Here is a 15,655-nt window from a genome sequence, read left to right on the forward strand (position 1 = left end):
GACTACATCACGCCCTTCTCGGCCATGACGCGCTTGGTGCGCGCGACGAGACCGCCGTCGTTGATAATTTCCTGGATGAACGGGGGGAACGGCTGGGCACGGAAGACGGCCCCCGTCGTCTCGTCGGTGATGATGCCGGTGTCCGCGTCCACGGAAACCACGTCGCCCTCCGAGATGGCATCGACGGCCTCGGGACACTCGAGGATGGGCAGGCCCATGTTGATGGAGTTGCGGTAGAAGATGCGCGCGAAGCTCTTGGCGATGACGCAGGAGACGCCGGCCGCCTTGATCGCCACGGGCGCGTGCTCGCGGCTGGAGCCGCAGCCGAAGTTCTCCTCGGCCACGACGATGTCGCCCGCGCTCACGCGGCTCACGAACGTAGGGTCGAGGTCCTCGAGGCAGTGCTTGGCGAGCTCGGCCGGGTCCGACGTGTTGAGGTAGCGCGCCGGAATGATGACGTCGGTGTCGATGTCGCGTCCGTAGCGGAAGACGGTTCCCTTGAACTGCATCGTTGTCCTTTCTGCCGGGTGCCCGGGTCGTGGGACACGCCCCGCGCGTCGAGAAGAGCGTGCTGTTGGGGAGGAGCCGCCTGACGCAGCTCGCGTCATCGCGGGGCCTCCGTCGATTCTTGGCTGGCGCCATTCTAGCGTCGGCATCGCGACGCTCTTACAAAAAGGGGGATGGGTTCTTCGAGCATTAACGGAACTACTCTCAGAGCCCGTCCGAAGGGCCGGAACATGACATGGCGGCACGCGAAGGGGGCGCGGCCGCAGCGGACCGTCTGCGGGATTGCGGCCAGCTCCGCCTCACCCGGGCTGCTTCGTCGGCTTAGACGCCCGGACCCGGCGCCCCTCTCGCCAGGCCCACCCATCGGGCAGCGCTCCGTATAATTCATTTATTTATTACATGGATAAGCATGTAGGAACGGCTGTCCCGGGCCGGGATTATGCCAAGGCGCCCCAGTTCCTACATGCTTTTCAATGTAATAAAGAATCGAACTGAAGAGAGCGCTCGGACCAAGCGGCCACAAGACGCCGGGGGCGGACAGGGTGACCGCCCCAGCCCGAAAGAAAAGACGACCGATGGGGCGCGCGCGAGAAGGGCGGTGGAGAAGAGAAACCCCGGCCCCAATCCAGGCGAGCCGCGCGGCCCACCCGAAGGGCTGCGGCTCTGGAGGGGCCGGGATTTCCGGCGGGGCTTACAGGTCGGATGGCAGTGCGATGTGGCCCGCGACGGCCGAGGCGGCCGCGACGGCGGGACTCGCCAGGTAGACCTCGGAGGTGGGGTCACCCATACGTCCCACAAAGTTGCGGTTGGTGGTGGAGACGCATCGCTCCCCCGCCGCAAGGATGCCCATGTAGCCGCCGAGACACGGGCCGCACGTGGGAGTGGAGACCACGCAGTGCGCGTTGATGAAGATGTCCATGAGCCCCTCGTGCACGCACTCGAGCCAGACGCCCTGGGTCGCGGGGATCACGATGCAGCGCACGCCATCGGCGACGGTGCGCCCGCAGAGGACGTCGGCGGCGGCGCGCATGTCCTCGATGCGGCCGTTGGTGCAGGAGCCGATGACCACCTGGTCGATCTTGATGTCGCGGCTCTCTGCCACCGGGTGCGTGTTGGAGGGCAGGTGAGGCCAGGCGACGGTGGGCACCACGTCGGCGGCGTCGATGTGGATGACCTGCTTATAGGCAGCGTTGGGGTCGGCGTGGTACTCGACGATGGGGCGCTGGGAGCGGCGGCTCACGTACTCGCGGCACTTGTCGTCAACCTCGAAGAGGCCCGCCTTGCCACCGGCCTCGATGGCCATGTTGGCAATGGTGAGGCGGCCCTCCACGGAGAGCTCCTCGATCGTGGAGCCCGCGAACTCCATCGCGCAGTAGAGCGCGCCGTCCACGCCGATCTTGCCGATGACGTGCAGGATGATGTCCTTGGCCGACGCCCCCTCAGGCAGCTCCCCCTCGACCTCGATGCGAATGGTCTCGGGCACCTTGAACCACGCGCGACCGGTGGCCATGCCCACGCCGGCGTCCGTAGAGCCAACGCCAGTAGAGAAGGCGCCGATGCCGCCGTAGGTGCAGGTGTGGGAATCGGCGCCGATCACGAGGTCGCCAGGCACCACGATGCCTCGCTCGGGAAGAAGCGCGTGCTCGATGCCCATGCAGCCCTGCTCGTAGTAGTGCGTGATCTGGTACTCATGGGCAAAGTCGCGCGTGACCTTGGTCTGCTCGGCGCTCTTGATGTCCTTGTTGGGGGCATAGTGGTCGGGCACGAGGCAGATCTTGTCCTTGTCGAAGACGCCGGCCCCGATCTCGCGCACCGTCTTGATGGCAATGGGCGCCGTGATGTCGTTGGCGAGAACCAGGTCGAGGTCGCACTCGACGAGCTGCCCGGGGACGACCTCCTCGAGCCCCGCGTGCGCCGCAAGTATCTTCTCCGCCATCGTCATGGGACGTGCCATGTCTCTCCTTCCGATGAGCTGGCGGGAGGTTGTCCCCGTGCTCAAACAGCTTTGCTTCGCAAAGAACTGCGCGCGGGGACAACCTCCCGCCAGCGTCAGCTCGATACAACTCTCAACAACGTAAGACTCACAACCAAAACCCTCGGTAAGAGCTAGCGACAAGGACGTGAACGCCATCTCGTCGCAGAGACGTTAACGCAGGCCGTTCGGGGCGAGGTTTTTCTTCCCAGCGACTTCTGAGCGCAGCGAAGTGAGCTGGGAAGAAATACCTCGCCCCGAACGGCCGGACCGCTACCTGCCTTCCTTCGAGCGCGAGGTCTGGATCATGCGGTTGATGGCGTTCACGTACGCCTTCGCGCTCGAGACGATGATGTCGTTGTCGGCGCCGCGGCCGGTGTAGACCTTGCCGTCCTCGGCCGTGATGCGCACCGTGACCTCGCCAATGGCGTCGATGCCGCGGGTGATGGCCTTGACGGAGAACTCCGCGAGGTCGCCGTGGACCGCCACGACCTTGTCGATGGCCTGGTAGGCGGCATCGACGGGGCCGGTGCCAGTGGCGGCGACCACGTGCTTCACGCCCAGCTCGTCGGTGATCGTGGCCGTGGCCGTGGGGATCAGCGGGTCGCCGCAGGAGACCTGGAGCGCCTCGAGCGTGTAGACGGCCGCGACGTCGCGCTGGCGCTCCTGGACCATGGACTCGAGGTCCTCGTCGTAGACCTCCTTCTTCTGGTCCGCAATCTCCAGGAAGCGCTGGTAGACCTCGTCGAACTCCGCATCCTCGAAGGTGTAGCCGAGCTCTGCCAGACGGTGGCGCAGCGCGGCGTGGCCGGAGCGCGCCGAGAGGATGATCTCGGAGCCGGCGGCGCCCACGTCCGCGGGGTCGATGATCTCGTAGGTGTTGCGGGCCTTGAGGACGCCGTCCTGGTGGATACCCGAGGAGTGCGCGAAGGCGTTGGCGCCCACGATGGCCTTGTTGGCCTGGACGTTCATGCCCGTGATGCGACTGACGAGGTGGCTCGCGCGCGTGAGCTCCTGGGTCACGACGTCGGTGTGGGCGTCGAGCTCGTCGCCGTGCATCTTGATGGCCATGACGACCTCCTCGAGCGCGGTGTTGCCGGCGCGCTCGCCCAGGCCGTTGATCGTGCACTCGATCTGGCGGGCGCCGTTCTTCACTCCCTGGAGGGCGAGCGCCGTGGCCATGCCGAGGTCGTTGTGGGTGTGCACGGAGATGATGACGTCCTCGATGCCGATGACGTTGTCGCAAAGGCCCTTGATGCGGCGACCAAAGTCCTCGGGCAGCTGATAGCCCGTGGTGTCGGGGATGTTCACGACGGTGGCGCCGGCCTTGACCACGGCCTGGATCACGCGCTCGAGGAAGGCCTGGTCCGCGCGCCCCGCGTCCTCGGCGTAGAACTCGACGTCCTCCACGTACTTCTTGGCGTACTCCACGCAGTGGATGGCGCGCTCGACGCACTCGTCCTCGGTGATGCGCAGCTTGTCGCGCAGGTGGGAGGGCGAGACGCCGATGCCGGTGTGGATGCGCGGGCGCTTGGCGCACTTGAGCGCCTCGGCCGCGCGGTCGATGTCCTTCTCGACGGCGCGCGTGAGGCCGCAGACCACGCAGTCGTCGCCCGCCAGCCGTCCGATCTCCTGCACGGAGCGGAAGTCGCCCGGCGAGGAGATGGGGAAGCCCGCCTCGATGACGTCAACGCCCATGCGGATGAGCTGCTGGGCGATGACGAGCTTCTCCTCGGTGTTCATGGACGCGCCGGGGCTCTGCTCGCCGTCGCGCAGGGTGGTGTCAAAGATGTGAATCTTCCTGGTCATGTGAGTGCCTTTCTACGATGCCTTCGCGGGGGGAGGGCCGCAGCGCGGCGGGGCTGAGCACACAAAAAGTGCCCCGTCCCCTCAGGGAGACGGCGGCACAGCTGGCGCGCGCAGGGGTGTGCTGACCCTAGCGCGCGCTGGTTAGGTCGAGTAGGTTGGCCATGGCAAGCAGGAGATCCCGGCTGCCGAGAAGCACGAGCGCGGACGCGCGCTCGGTGACTCGATTGACAGCAGCCCCATGCCGTACCATTGCCGGACCCCCTTGACGGTCAAGCGCCCCCAGCGGGCGCGATACGTCGCACTATGCCATAGATGACGCTACGGTCCACATTAGGATTCGGACCCGAAACAATCGATTCCGCGGACGGCGCGCGGCGACGGACGGGCGGCGCGTTCTTCTCGCCGTGCGCGCTACCCCCCCTCTTTAGCACGCACGGGCAGACGCAGGGGTCTCGCCATCTGGCGCCTGACGGAGTACCCTGAACGAGTCAGGACGCCACCGCCAGGGAGGAACCATGTACCGCCTCATCGCCGCCGATCTTGACGAGACGCTGCTCGACTCCGGCCATCACGTACCCGAGCGCGTCCGCGCCGCGATCTCCGCCGCCCGCAGGCTCGGGGCGCGCTTCGTCCCCGCGACGGGACGTCCCTTCGCCTCGGTGGCTGGAACGCTTGACGAGCTGGGGCTGCTCGGTGCGCCGGGCGAGTACGTCCTCTCCTTCAACGGCGGCGTCATCACCGAGAACTCCCGATCCAAGCCGCTTACCTCATGCGGGCTCGACCCGCAGCGCGCCGAGGAGCTCTACGCGTTCGGGGCCCGGCACGGGTTCTGCATGCACCTCTACACGCTCGACCACGTCTACGTGCGCAACTACCTTCCCGAGGAACGCGCCTACATCGGCGGGCGCATGAACATCGTTGAGACGGACGAGAAGGACCTGGGCTTTCTCGCCCAAACGGGGGAGCACGTGGTCAAGCTCCTCTTCATGAGCCTCGACATGGACCTCCTGCACTCGACCGCGGACCACCTTGCGGGGCTGGGGCTCACGGAGGGACTTGAGGTCGTCTACTCCTCGAACCGCTACCTTGAGTTCAACGCCCCGGGCGTCAGCAAGGGGGCCGGCCTGCTCGAGCTCGCTCGGATGCTCGGCATCCCGCCCGAGGAGACGATGGCCATCGGCGACAGCTCGAACGACATCCCCATGATTCGCGCCGCCGGCCTCGGCGTTGCCGTGGCAAACGCGACGGACGAGACCAAGGCGGCCGCAGACTACGTTTGCCGGGAGAATAACGACGTGGGCGGCGTCGCCGAGGCGATCGAGAGATTTGTCCTTCGCGCATAGGGCGCGCACGCGCTCGCTCCAAGATTCTCGCCAGCGCTCAGTTTCTCTATCCCTAGGGTGACCGTAAGCTAACGGTATGTCGCGCCTCATCGCAAAAATGTGGTAGGGGGTATGTTCCTCCCCCTTTCCGTTATCCTGTTTGAAATAATTTTTTGAATCTTTAAGATCGCAGTGAGAAACATTTTCCGAGATGTTTGTACCGTTAGCAGAAAAGTACTTAAATCTATATATTGTCTCCGTATCATATTGAGCATCGTATCTGGCGCTATCCGAGGAGGGGCTATGAGACTTGCCGACCACGTCGAGCTCTTCTCTTTGGGAGGCATTCCCATGGCGGGCAACCTGGAGACGGGCGGGGTCATTGGCCTCACGCGCGCAGGCGAGACGCTCTGCCGGAAGATGTCGGAGCGCGATGCCATGACGCGCGAGGTTCCCGCCGAGTGCGAGTCGCTCGTGGAGCATCTGCAGCGCGGGGGCTACCTCGCCTCCTCAGAGCGTCCCTCGACGGGGCGGGGTCACGTGCGCTCCGCATACCTGCACGTTACGCAACGCTGCAACCTTCGCTGCAAGTTCTGCTACTCGGAGGGCGATGACAGGAACCTCCTGCCAGACCCCTCGGCAGAGAGCCTGGCCAGGGCCATCGGTCTGCTCGCCTCGCTTGGGACAAAGCGCCTCGTCATATCGGGAGGCGAGCCGTTTCTCCGCGACGACCTCCCCGACATCGCCCGCTCCGCCTCAATGGCAGGCATCGAGGAGATAGTCGTCCTCACCAACGGGCTGCTCGTCAGCGAGAAGAACGTGGCATCGCTTGCCGGGGTCGTGAGCTGCGTCGGCGTCGCGTTCGACGGATGCTCGAACGACGCCACAGCCCATCTGCGCGGGGGGCAGAACTTCGACCAACTCGTCGCCGCAGTCAAGACGATTCGCACGGCGGGAATCGCGGCGCGGGTCCTTCCAACGATTCACGGACGCAACCTGGGAGACATGGGCCGCTATCGGGACATCGCGCGCAAGCTGGGGGCAAGCGTCGGGTTCAGCATGCTCACCGCACCCCTCTCCGAGCTCGGCGAGTTCGCGATTGATGACGGCCAGCTCGCCGATCTGGGCCGGGCCGCCGCCGATGACGGGCTGGACTACGGGGACGACCTGCCCGGGGGAGGCTCGCTCGGGGTGCGCAGGTCCTGTGGGGCGGGCGTCCGAACGCTCAGCGTGGCAGCTGACGGGACGGTCTATCCCTGTCACATGCTGCACGACCGTCGCCTCGCCATGGGCGACGCCTTTTCCGACGATGCCGAGAGGATTATGAGCGGCGAGGCGGCGCGCCTGTTCGCCAGCCTTGACGCCAGAACGTTCGATAGCTGCGACGCCTGCAGTCGGCGCCCGATGTGCGGCGGAGGGTGCCGCGCGCGGGCGCTCATGTCCACGGGCAGCCTCACCGGGCGCGATCCGTACTGCGCTCTCCCAAGCGCGTACTACGACCGCCTTGGCGAGCGCCTGCGGCGGCGATTCGCCGAAGGGAGGTGATTTGCATGCTGTTCGAGATCGAGGGGCGCGGTGGATTCTGCTTCACAATCGCAGGAATTACTATCGGCTGGTAAGGAGATAAGCATGCCTGAGAAGCTCATTGCCAACTATCAAAAGGCAAGAATAGCCTCGCTTGTTGGAGCTATTGCTCTCTATGTTTTGGGGACGAGTTGCATCGCAACCTTACTGATTTACCTCATAGCTGTGTTTCAGATAGGGGGAACGGCGGAGCATCTGTTCCGCGCATTAATCCCAATATGCTCGCTGCTATCAATTTCGATATCAGTTATTATGCTCGCCGAGTTTTTCCGTCACTTCTTTACGGACTACTCCCCCTTCAATCGTCGCCAATCAGTTCGGCTAATATGCGCTGCAGTTGCCCTTTCGATAAAAACGTTTCTTGACGGCCTTCTTCCCTCATTTGAAGAAACAGCACTGTCCGCAGGCATTACGCTCGTGCCCCAGTCCGGCCTTGACCTCAAGGTCGTCGTGATGGTCGTCTTTCTCGTCTGCCTTGCGATGGTCGTTCGGTATGGAGATGCCCTCAAAGAAGACTCCGATGCTTTCGTTTAGTATTGTTAAACGAAATGAACGCCGTTCTGGAGGTGAAAAAGTTGCCTATCGTCATGCGACTTGACCGTGTCATGGCCGAGAGGAAAATCACGTCGACGGAGCTTGCCAAGAGAGTTGGCACCTCTACGGTCAACCTCTCCAACATCAAGAACGGCCACATCAGGGGAATGCGCTTCTCCACGCTTGAGGCCCTGTGCCAGGTCCTCAACTGCAAGCCGGGAGACATCATCGACTACATGACCCCCGAGGAGGAGCAGGCCGAGCGCACCCTCGGCGAGATTCGCGAGAGGAACTACGAGAAGCGAAGCTAGCGGCTAGTCACTCTTCTTGCTCCGGCATGCCACGCGCCGCACCGCCCCGCTCGCCCACCCTCGGCGTGCGATGGTGGTGCGGCGCCTCGTACTTATCGCCGACCCGCGGCAGGGGCTACTCCCAGGCAGCCCTTCCCATGAGGCGGAAGCGCTCGATCATCTCCCCGGTCATGCTCGCGCGGTCACCCGTGCGCTCCAGGGGGATCTCATCGCGCCTGAACCAGCGGGCCTCCTTGAGCTCGGAGTGGTCCACCCGCAGGGCGTCATCGCCATCCACCTCGCACCAGAAGCCGACCATGATCGTGTCGGTAAAGCTCCAGGGCTGGCTCTTGTAGAAGCGCAGGTTCTTGACGGAAAGCCCGACCTCCTCCATGACCTCGCGGCGAACGGTCCCCTCGAGGGGCTCGCCGATCTCCGTGAAGCCGGCGACGAGCGCCCAGAGCGCGGTGGTTCGTCCCGCGTAGCGCGTGAGCACGATGCGGTCGTCCGCGGGGTCATCGCCGCGGCTCACCACCGCGCAGATGACGCCCGGGCAAATCTTGGGATACACGATCCTGGCGCACTCGGGGCACACGATCTCCCGGCTCGCGGGGGCGAGCTCCGTCGGCGCCCCGCAGCGCCCGCAGTAGCGGTTCTCGCGATACCACCGGTCCAGCTGGGACGCCGTGGCTGCGGCAAAGAGCAGGTGCTGCGGCTCGGCTCGACGCAGCCAGTTGACGGACTCGTACGTGAAGCCGGCCGGCGCCGCCACCCTGTCGTCGAGGGCGAGGAAGAGCCGCTCGTCCCCCAGCGAGAAGAGATACGTCATCTTGGCGGGCCTGCGCGGGTAGTCCCCCAGACGCGGCAGCTCGATCTCCTCCCCCGCGTCGCCCGCGTCGGCGTCGCCGCCTCCCACGTGCGTCACGTGCGTGAGGCAGCCGCCCTCGCGGAAGTGCAGGACATAGGAGCCGTCGCCCGGCTCGTGCGGCTCGAAGTGGTTGTCGAAGACGTGCTCGGCGCCGAACTCCTGAATCATGGCCTCTCCCGTCAGTCGAAGATGCGTACAGGATAGCCCCGACCCGCGCTGAGAAGGGCAGGGTTGGGCAGCCCTCAGCTAATTCACGTTGTCGATATGGGGGCTGTGCCGGCGGGAAGGCGCGGCCCGCCGCCAGAGCCACAAAAGTCGCAACGCGCGCCGCGACGCGACGTCACCCCCGTGCCCGCCTCCTGACGCCGAGCTCGCTCACGAGCACGGCCACGAAGATCGTGCCGAAGCCAAGCGCAATCCGCGGCGTCACGAGCTCCCCGTAGAAGAGCACGCTCGCCACCACGGCAAAGACGCTCTCGAGGGAGAGCAGCAGCGACGCCTGGGCGGGCGGCACGTGCGCCTGGCCCAGGTTCTGGAACACCATGCACACGCACGAGGACAGAAGCACCAGGTACGCGAGCGAGAGCCACGTGTCCGGGGAGGCAAAGACCTCGGGCGCGGGCGGGGCCTCCAGGACGAGCGCCGTCCCGAGCGCGACCAGCGCGCTGACCGCGAGCTGCACCACCGTGAGGGTCATCACGTCGTGCGCCGACGAGAAGCGCGCCACGAGCACGATGTGCACGGCAAAGAGCACCGCCGCCACGAGCGTCATCCAGTCGCCGCCGCTCATGATGAGCGAGAGGTCGTCGCCGAGCGCGACCAGCCCCACGCCCACGATGGCGAGAACCGCAGCGAGCACGTTCCCCCCATCGGGGCGCCGGCGCGTGACCAGCCAGTTAATGAACGGCGTCATCACGCAGTAGGTGGCCGTGAGGAAGGCGTTCCTGCCCGGCGTGGTGTCATCGAGGCCGATGTTCTGCACCACGAAGGCCGCTCCGGACGCCAGGCCCAGGATCGCGCCCATGGCGAGGTGGCTGCCGTCGAGGTTGTCCCGCAGGCGCCGCCAGAAGAGCGCCCCCACGATGACGGCGGACGCGGCGAAGCGTATGCCCATGAGCCACGCGGGCGGGATGTTGTCCAGCGTGTCCTTCATCACCACGAACGAGCCGCCCCAGATGGCAGCGCATGCGGCGAGGGAGAGCTTCCAGGCCCACTGGGGCACGGCGGCCTCCCCGTGCCGCGCGCCCGGACCGATGTTCTTCTCGATATCCATGGTGGGAAAGTATAGCGCGACCGAGCGGCGCCGGACGGCTCGAGGCGGGTCCCGCGATGCACGGCGCCGCGTTAGGGGGTCCCTCGCCGGGACGGGAAGAGGGGCGCGGCACGCGCTGGCAGATTCGTGCCGCTTCGTCCCTCTCGCCCCGGCGTTTTGCCGTAAACTTAGATGCGGGCTGCCCATTGGGCCGCCGCATGGCTCTGGCCGGTCTGAGGGGACCGGTTCGTTCGCGCCGGGGCATGGCACCGGCACAGATTCATGGAGAGGAGCAATACATGCAGTATTCCGCAGAAGTCGAGAATATGTGCCCCGTCGCCAAGGGCGCATATCACGGCCCCGCGCCCATCCCCGAGGAGGGCAAGTGGGTCCAGGCCAAGGAGATCAAGGACATCTCCGGCCTCACGCATGGCGTGGGCTGGTGCGCGCCCCAGCAGGGTGCCTGCAAGCTCACCCTCAACGTCAAGGAGGGCGTCATCGAGGAGTGCCTCGTCGAGACCCTCGGCTGCTCCGGCATGACCCACTCGGCGGCCATGGCCTCCGAGATCCTCCCGGGCAAGACCATCCTCGAGGCCCTGAACACCGACCTCGTCTGCGACGCCATCAACGTCGCCATGCGCGAGCTGTTCCTCCAGATCGTCTACGGCCGCTCCCAGACCGCCTTCTCCGAGGACGGCCTGCCCGTCGGCGCCTCCCTCGACGACCTCGGCAAGGGCCTGCGCACGCAGGTCGGCACCATGTTCGGCACCAAGGCCAAGGGCGCTCGCTACCTCGAGCTCGCCCAGGGCTACGTCACCCGCATGGCGCTCAACGAGAACAACGAGATCATCGCCTTCGAGTTCCTGAACCTCGGCAAGTTCACCGAGGCCCTCAAGGCCGGCAAGACCGCCGAGGAGGCCATCGCCGGCGCCATGGGCCACTACGGCCAGTGGGAGAACGCCGCCAAGTACATCGATCCGCGCACGGACGAGGAGACCCACACGGTCGCCAACGTCTTCCCCGTTCACGAGTAGAAAGGGAGGGAAAACCAAATGGCAGTTTCGTTTGAGGGCTATGAGCGCCGCATCGACAAGATCAACAAGGTGCTCGCTGAGAACGGCATCTCCTCCCTCGAGGAGGCCGAGCAGATCTGCCTCGACAAGGGCGTGAACCCGCGCGAGATCGTCGAGGGCGTCCAGTCCATCGCGTTCGAGAACGCCAAGTGGGCTTACGTCTGCGGCTGCGCCATCGCCATTAAGAAGGGCGCCAAGAGCGCCTCTGAGGCCGCCGCCATGATCGGCGAGGGCCTCCAGGCCTTCTGCGTCCCCGGCTCCGTCGCCGAGGACCGCAAGGTCGGCAAGGGCCACGGCGACCTGGGCGCCATGCTCCTCGGTGACGACACCGAGTGCTTCGCGTTCCTGGCCGGCCACGAGTCCTTCGCCGCCGCCGAGGGCGCCATCGGCATCGCGCTCAACGCCAACAAGGCCCGCAAGAAGCCGCTGCGCGTCATCCTGAACGGCCTCGGCAAGGACGCCGCCCAGATCATCGCCCGCATCAACGGCTTCACCTACGTGAAGACCCAGTTCGACTACTTCACCGGCGAGCTCAACATCGTGGAGAAGATCCCCTACTCCGACGGCCCGCGCGCCGAGGTCAACTGCTACGGCGCTGACGACGTCCGCGAGGGCGTTGCCATCATGTGGCACGAGAACGTCGACATCTCCATCACCGGCAACTCCACCAACCCGACGCGCTTCCAGCACCCGGTTGCCGGCACCTACTTCAAGGAGCGCGTGCTCGCCGGCAAGAAGTACTTCTCCGTCGCCTCCGGCGGCGGCACCGGCCGCACCCTGCACCCGGACAACATGGCCGCCGGCCCCGCCTCCTACGGCATGACCGACACCATGGGCCGCATGCACTCCAGCGCCCAGTTCGCCGGCTCCTCCTCGGTGCCCGCGCACGTTGACATGATGGGCCTCATCGGCATGGGCAACAACCCCATGGTCGGTGCGACCGTCGCCTGCGCCGTCGCCGTCAACGCCGCTCTCAACGAGTAGCGATGATGACAATGGTGACAGGGTAAACTGTCACGCTACGGGCCGTCACCCCCGGGTGGCGGCCCGTTTTATGACAAAGGTGACAGGGTAAACTGTCAGGTCATCTGTCAGGTTCTTCTCGCCCGCCCAACAGGACATGGGCTATGGTCCCGCGCCCCATGCCGGTCAGGCGCTCGATCCACCGAATCGAGAAGCCCTTCTCGCCCAGGAGTCTGATGGCGGCGTCCCTTCGGGCCCTCGAGAGCCTCTTGACGTCTCCCGGCGCGCCCAGGCCGGCGGCGGAAAGCACCTCGGTCGCCACGCAGAGCCGCGCGTTCTCGTCCATGCCGCGCCCGAGCCTCGGCACGTAGACCACGCCCCCGTCATCCGAGCACAGCGCGATGAACCCTTCCGGCCCCTGGACCATGTCAAGCACCGTTTCCGTCCGCGCAAGGCCGGGTGCGCCCAGGTACTCCTGATAGCTGCTCCACCGATACTCCCCGCCGGGCACACGCCCGCCCGCTCCGGGTTCAGGTGCACATACCGCACGGCGGCCAGAAGATAGCGGTCCCCCTCAATCGGCTCGCTGAAGAATCGTTCCTGAAAGACGTGGCCGACATGCCCGGTCCGCTCGTTGAAGTACCGCGCATAACGGGACAGCAGCATCCTCATAGCCTCGCTCATCCTGCCTTCCGCGTCCTCGAGGACCATGTGAACGTGATTCTCCATGAGGCACCACGCAATGATCTTCACGCCAGCTGCGGACGAGCTTTCTCCCAGCATGCGCACGAACGTCGCGCGATCATCGTCGCTCTCAAAGATGATCTGCTTTCCGTTGCCCCTTGCAACAACGTGATAATACCCTGACTCCGATTCCCTTCGCGCTGCCCTCATCCCTCCCCCTTTCGTCCCGAGATGAGGCACATCATCGCATATGAGTCAATAATTTTATTCAAGTTATATATTTAGCTATTAAAATACTATGAAGTTTTGTGTCACATTTCGGTTAGTTTCATGACAGTTGACCCTGGCACCTTTGTCAGGTTGTACCGGTTTCGGCGAACGGCGTTGCGAGCGGCCGCGATTGTGGTAGAGTACCCGCTTGATCTGAATTCACCCGCGGACTGGGAGGATTGAAGATATGGACGCCACCGACCTCGACCTTGCACGTGCCCTGCTTATCGCCAACAAGGACGCCACCCTCGTGGCCGTTCGCGGCGACGAGATCGTCGTCTGCCGCGATCGCGGCGTGAAGCCGCTTCTCAAGATGGTCGCCGAGGGCCGCAGCCTCAAGGGCTTCTCCGTCGCCGACAAGGTCGTCGGCAAGGCCCCCGCGCTCCTCTATGCCGTACTCGGTCCCGAGGCGGTCTTCTCCCCCGTCATGTCTTGGACTGGCCGCGCGGTCCTTCTCGCCGCAGGCATCTTCGTCAGCCACGACGTCCTCGTCCCCCACATTAGCAACCGCGCCAAGAGCGGTCAGTGCCCCATGGACGAGTCCGTCACCAACATCTGGGAGCCCTACGAGGCCGTCGGCGTGCTCGAGGAGCGTGCCCGCCAGATGGCGCTCATGGCATAGCGTCCCCATCATACGCAAGACGAGCGCGGGGCGAGAAGAACGTTCTTCTCGCCCCGCATCCTGTGTGACAGGGTCGTCCTGACAAACGACCCTGTCACCTTTGTCAACCTCTGTCAGGCTAGAGGCCCATCTCGGCCTTGAGACGGGCGAGCTCGTCGTCGACGGCCGCGTCATCAGTCGCACCCGCGTACTTCTGTGCAAGCGCCTCCGCGTCGTCGACGGGCTCGGTGTTGAGCTCGGCAATGGCGTCGGCCGTGTCGAGCATCCGGTCCGCCTTCTCCTCCATGCGGTTGAACGCCTCGATGGCGCTCTCGGCCTTATCGGACCCGGAGGTGTAGCCGGCGACCTTCTCCTGCGTCTTGGCGACCGCCATCTTGGCCTTGATCGTCTCGCGGCGGCCCTTGAGGTCCTCGATGTCGCTCACGAGCTTGTCGTGCATCTGACGCATCTTGTCGGCGTTGGCCTTTGCGGCGTCGGCAGCCTTCTGAAGCTCGGCGCCAGCCGCCTCGAGCTTCTGCTTCTTGGCGAGAAACACGCGGGCGTCGTCCTCGTTGCCGGCCTTGAGGGCCTTCTTGGCGAGGTCCTCCATGCGGGAGACCTCCTTCGCGTTGGCGTCAGCGGCGCGCTTGGTGCGGGCCTCCTCGGCCATGACGCCGGCCGTCTCGCGCTTGACGTCGGCAAGCGACTCGGTGAGGTCGACGAGGTACTGATCGACCATCTTGGCCGGGTCCTCGGCCTTGTCGAGCAGCTCGTTGATGTTGGCCTTCACGATGGTTGCGAAGCGGTCAAGAATGCCCATGGCGGTTCCCTTCTAGTCCTTGTCCTCGTACTTGTCCGCGAGGTCCTCCACATCCTTATCCCCGAACTTCTCGAGCGGGGTGTTGAGAATGTCCTCCATCCTCTGCTTCTCCTCGGCCTCCTTGGCCCTGCGGCGCTTCACGACATACGCGATGCCAGCTCCGGCCGCAACAACCAGGATGGCGCCTCCCACGACGAGCGTCGTGGTCCTGCCCTGCTGCTCCTCCTCTGCCGCGGACATGATCCTGTCCGCGGTGCTGGAAAAGGCATCCGAGAAGACCCCCTCGTCAGAGCTTGCGTTGTTGTACGCATAGTTGAGCTCGTCTGCCAGGATGTCGAGCGCCTCGGTGTCCATTATGGCCGAAGCTGCGGTACCGACCGTGTACCCGCAGTTGAAGGTGCCATCCCCTGCGTCACAGAACACAAGGAGGAAGTGCCCCTCATCCTGGAAGAGCTCTCCGTAGAGCTGCTCAGCCCGCGCGGTCAGCTCGTCGACCGAGGTCGTCGTGCCATTGGGGAGGATATAGACATACGGCTGGACGCCCGTCTTGTCATAGAACTCCTCGAGCCCCTCGGTGAGGCGCCCTGCGCTGTGAATCCAGTCGCCGTCCGCGTCCGTGTAGTAGTCCGTGCGCGTCACCGCATCGGCCGGGAGCTTCTCGCGGACCGTGGCGGACGCCTGTCCCTCGGAGTGGCCCGTAACGTACGCACCGGAGCCATAACGGCCGCCCCCGCAGGTCGAGAGGCCAGTGGTGAGCAGCGCGATGAGCAGGGCAGCCAGGATGAGCCCCATGATGCCGCCCATGCAGCCGCCGCAGCCGCCTCCCATGGCCGCGCCTCCCGGCATGGGCGAGCGGCGAAAGCCTCCGAAGCCGCCGAAGAACGGAACGCCCACGTGAATGTGGGGTTGCGGCATTGGACCGCCGCCGGGCCGGGGGCCACCCGCCGGCCGCGCGCTGCGGCCGCCGCCAAAGCCCCCAAAGCCACCGGAGAAGCCGCCTGACCTGCGTCCTCCACCGGAGAACCCGCCAGACCTCCCGCCGCCGGAAAAGCCTCCACCGCCTCCGCCGGACCTGCCCATGCGCACCTCCTCGATCGACTCCGCTG

Annotated in this window: 15 protein-coding genes and 1 pseudogene; 7 read left to right on the forward strand and 9 right to left on the reverse strand. The window is 65.3% G+C overall.

The genetic code is table 11. The features are described 5' to 3' along the window. Window positions 1-2 precede the first annotated feature (2 nt). From leuD to BQ7391_RS00340, 3 genes are all read right to left on the reverse strand, one after another. Window positions 3-509, reverse strand: a complete 507-nt coding sequence (leuD, locus tag BQ7391_RS00330) for a 3-isopropylmalate dehydratase small subunit (RefSeq protein ID WP_075278795.1) — start codon at window positions 507-509, stop codon at window positions 3-5. A 689-nt stretch (window positions 510-1,198) separates the two neighbouring features. Continuing rightward, window positions 1,199-2,461 carry a 3-isopropylmalate dehydratase large subunit gene (gene leuC / locus BQ7391_RS00335; protein ID WP_200799549.1) on the reverse strand — a complete coding sequence of 421 codons (1,263 nt, stop codon included), beginning with the start codon at window positions 2,459-2,461 and terminating at the stop codon, window positions 1,199-1,201. 291 nt (window positions 2,462-2,752) lie between these two features. Beyond that, the gene (locus BQ7391_RS00340; protein WP_075278796.1) at window positions 2,753-4,288 is read right to left on the reverse strand and encodes a 2-isopropylmalate synthase; all 1,536 of its coding nucleotides are present in this window, start codon (window positions 4,286-4,288) and stop codon (window positions 2,753-2,755) included. Window positions 4,289-4,803: 515 nt separating this feature from the next. Here BQ7391_RS00340 and BQ7391_RS00345 point away from each other — a divergent pair. The 4 genes from BQ7391_RS00345 (at window position 4,804) to BQ7391_RS00360 (ending at window position 8,039) form a co-directional block, all read left to right on the forward strand. Then, complete coding sequence (locus BQ7391_RS00345) at window positions 4,804-5,631, forward strand: Cof-type HAD-IIB family hydrolase (RefSeq protein ID WP_075278797.1); 828 nt, start codon at window positions 4,804-4,806, stop codon at window positions 5,629-5,631. Between the two features lie 282 nt (window positions 5,632-5,913). Further along, complete coding sequence (locus BQ7391_RS00350) at window positions 5,914-7,155, forward strand: radical SAM/SPASM domain-containing protein (RefSeq protein WP_075278798.1); 1,242 nt, start codon at window positions 5,914-5,916, stop codon at window positions 7,153-7,155. Between the two features lie 84 nt (window positions 7,156-7,239). Next, the gene (locus BQ7391_RS00355) at window positions 7,240-7,728 is read left to right on the forward strand and encodes a hypothetical protein (protein WP_075278799.1); all 489 of its coding nucleotides are present in this window, start codon (window positions 7,240-7,242) and stop codon (window positions 7,726-7,728) included. Between the two features lie 41 nt (window positions 7,729-7,769). After that, a complete protein-coding gene (locus BQ7391_RS00360) occupies window positions 7,770-8,039 on the forward strand; it encodes a helix-turn-helix domain-containing protein (protein ID WP_075280807.1) in 270 nt (89 codons plus the stop codon). A gap of 115 nt (window positions 8,040-8,154) precedes the next feature. Here BQ7391_RS00360 and nudC read toward each other — a convergent pair whose 3' ends face one another. Together nudC and BQ7391_RS00370 are read right to left on the reverse strand one after the other, a co-directional pair. After that, on the reverse strand, window positions 8,155-9,054 hold the full coding sequence (gene nudC, locus BQ7391_RS00365) for an NAD(+) diphosphatase (protein ID WP_075278800.1): 900 nt from the start codon (window positions 9,052-9,054) through the stop codon (window positions 8,155-8,157). Window positions 9,055-9,226: 172 nt separating this feature from the next. Next, window positions 9,227-10,108: a DMT family transporter gene (locus BQ7391_RS00370; RefSeq protein WP_075278801.1), complete on the reverse strand. Its 882-nt coding sequence runs from the start codon at window positions 10,106-10,108 to the stop codon at window positions 9,227-9,229. Between the two features lie 329 nt (window positions 10,109-10,437). On the opposite strand from BQ7391_RS00370, the gene BQ7391_RS00375 reads away from it, so the two are divergent. After that, window positions 10,438-11,172 carry an iron-sulfur cluster assembly scaffold protein gene (locus tag BQ7391_RS00375; RefSeq protein WP_075278802.1) on the forward strand — a complete coding sequence of 245 codons (735 nt, stop codon included), beginning with the start codon at window positions 10,438-10,440 and terminating at the stop codon, window positions 11,170-11,172. A gap of 18 nt (window positions 11,173-11,190) precedes the next feature. Next, on the forward strand, window positions 11,191-12,195 hold the full coding sequence (locus BQ7391_RS00380; protein WP_075278803.1) for a GGGtGRT protein: 1,005 nt from the start codon (window positions 11,191-11,193) through the stop codon (window positions 12,193-12,195). 100 nt (window positions 12,196-12,295) lie between these two features. On the opposite strand, the gene BQ7391_RS12550 is transcribed toward BQ7391_RS00380, so the two are convergent. Together BQ7391_RS12550 and BQ7391_RS12555 are read right to left on the reverse strand one after the other, a co-directional pair. Next, window positions 12,296-12,601, reverse strand: a complete 306-nt coding sequence (locus BQ7391_RS12550) for a hypothetical protein (RefSeq protein WP_235858698.1) — start codon at window positions 12,599-12,601, stop codon at window positions 12,296-12,298. A gap of 167 nt (window positions 12,602-12,768) precedes the next feature. Further along, window positions 12,769-13,068 (reverse strand): annotated as a pseudogene (locus BQ7391_RS12555) (transposase); the annotation flags it as partial. Window positions 13,069-13,315: 247 nt separating this feature from the next. Between BQ7391_RS12555 and BQ7391_RS00390 the strand changes: the two are divergent. Beyond that, window positions 13,316-13,750: a DUF1893 domain-containing protein gene (locus BQ7391_RS00390; protein ID WP_075278804.1), complete on the forward strand. Its 435-nt coding sequence runs from the start codon at window positions 13,316-13,318 to the stop codon at window positions 13,748-13,750. 118 nt (window positions 13,751-13,868) lie between these two features. On the opposite strand, the gene BQ7391_RS00395 is transcribed toward BQ7391_RS00390, so the two are convergent. After that, entirely contained in the window at window positions 13,869-14,549 is a 681-nt protein-coding gene (locus BQ7391_RS00395) for a PspA/IM30 family protein (protein WP_075278805.1), read from the reverse strand. 12 nt (window positions 14,550-14,561) lie between these two features. Next, window positions 14,562-15,464 (reverse strand): hypothetical protein, encoded by a 903-nt coding sequence (locus tag BQ7391_RS00400; RefSeq protein WP_200799550.1) that lies wholly within the window; start codon window positions 15,462-15,464, stop codon window positions 14,562-14,564. Window positions 15,465-15,655 lie beyond the last annotated feature (191 nt).

Source organism: Thermophilibacter provencensis (genome assembly GCF_900128445.1).
In the GTDB taxonomy this organism is placed as follows: Bacteria; Actinomycetota; Coriobacteriia; order Coriobacteriales; family Atopobiaceae; genus Thermophilibacter; species Thermophilibacter provencensis.

Bases quoted from the DNA above. Each gene is read 5' to 3' on its own strand.
- leuD (WP_075278795.1), bottom strand. From the start codon at position 509: ATGCAGTTCAAGGGAACCGTCTTCCGCTACGGACGCGACATCGACACC.
- leuC (WP_200799549.1), bottom strand. From the start codon at position 2,461: ATGGCACGTCCCATGACGATGGCGGAGAAGATACTTGCGGCGCACGCG.
- BQ7391_RS00340 (WP_075278796.1), bottom strand. From the start codon at position 4,288: ATGACCAGGAAGATTCACATCTTTGACACCACCCTGCGCGACGGCGAG.
- BQ7391_RS00345 (WP_075278797.1), top strand. From the start codon at position 4,804: ATGTACCGCCTCATCGCCGCCGATCTTGACGAGACGCTGCTCGACTCC.
- BQ7391_RS00350 (WP_075278798.1), top strand. From the start codon at position 5,914: ATGAGACTTGCCGACCACGTCGAGCTCTTCTCTTTGGGAGGCATTCCC.
- BQ7391_RS00355 (WP_075278799.1), top strand. From the start codon at position 7,240: ATGCCTGAGAAGCTCATTGCCAACTATCAAAAGGCAAGAATAGCCTCG.
- nudC (WP_075278800.1), bottom strand. From the start codon at position 9,054: ATGATTCAGGAGTTCGGCGCCGAGCACGTCTTCGACAACCACTTCGAG.
- BQ7391_RS00375 (WP_075278802.1), top strand. From the start codon at position 10,438: ATGCAGTATTCCGCAGAAGTCGAGAATATGTGCCCCGTCGCCAAGGGC.
- BQ7391_RS00380 (WP_075278803.1), top strand. From the start codon at position 11,191: ATGGCAGTTTCGTTTGAGGGCTATGAGCGCCGCATCGACAAGATCAAC.
- BQ7391_RS12550 (WP_235858698.1), bottom strand. From the start codon at position 12,601: ATGGTCCAGGGGCCGGAAGGGTTCATCGCGCTGTGCTCGGATGACGGG.
- BQ7391_RS00390 (WP_075278804.1), top strand. From the start codon at position 13,316: ATGGACGCCACCGACCTCGACCTTGCACGTGCCCTGCTTATCGCCAAC.
- BQ7391_RS00395 (WP_075278805.1), bottom strand. From the start codon at position 14,549: ATGGGCATTCTTGACCGCTTCGCAACCATCGTGAAGGCCAACATCAAC.
- BQ7391_RS00400 (WP_200799550.1), bottom strand. From the start codon at position 15,464: ATGCCGCAACCCCACATTCACGTGGGCGTTCCGTTCTTCGGCGGCTTC.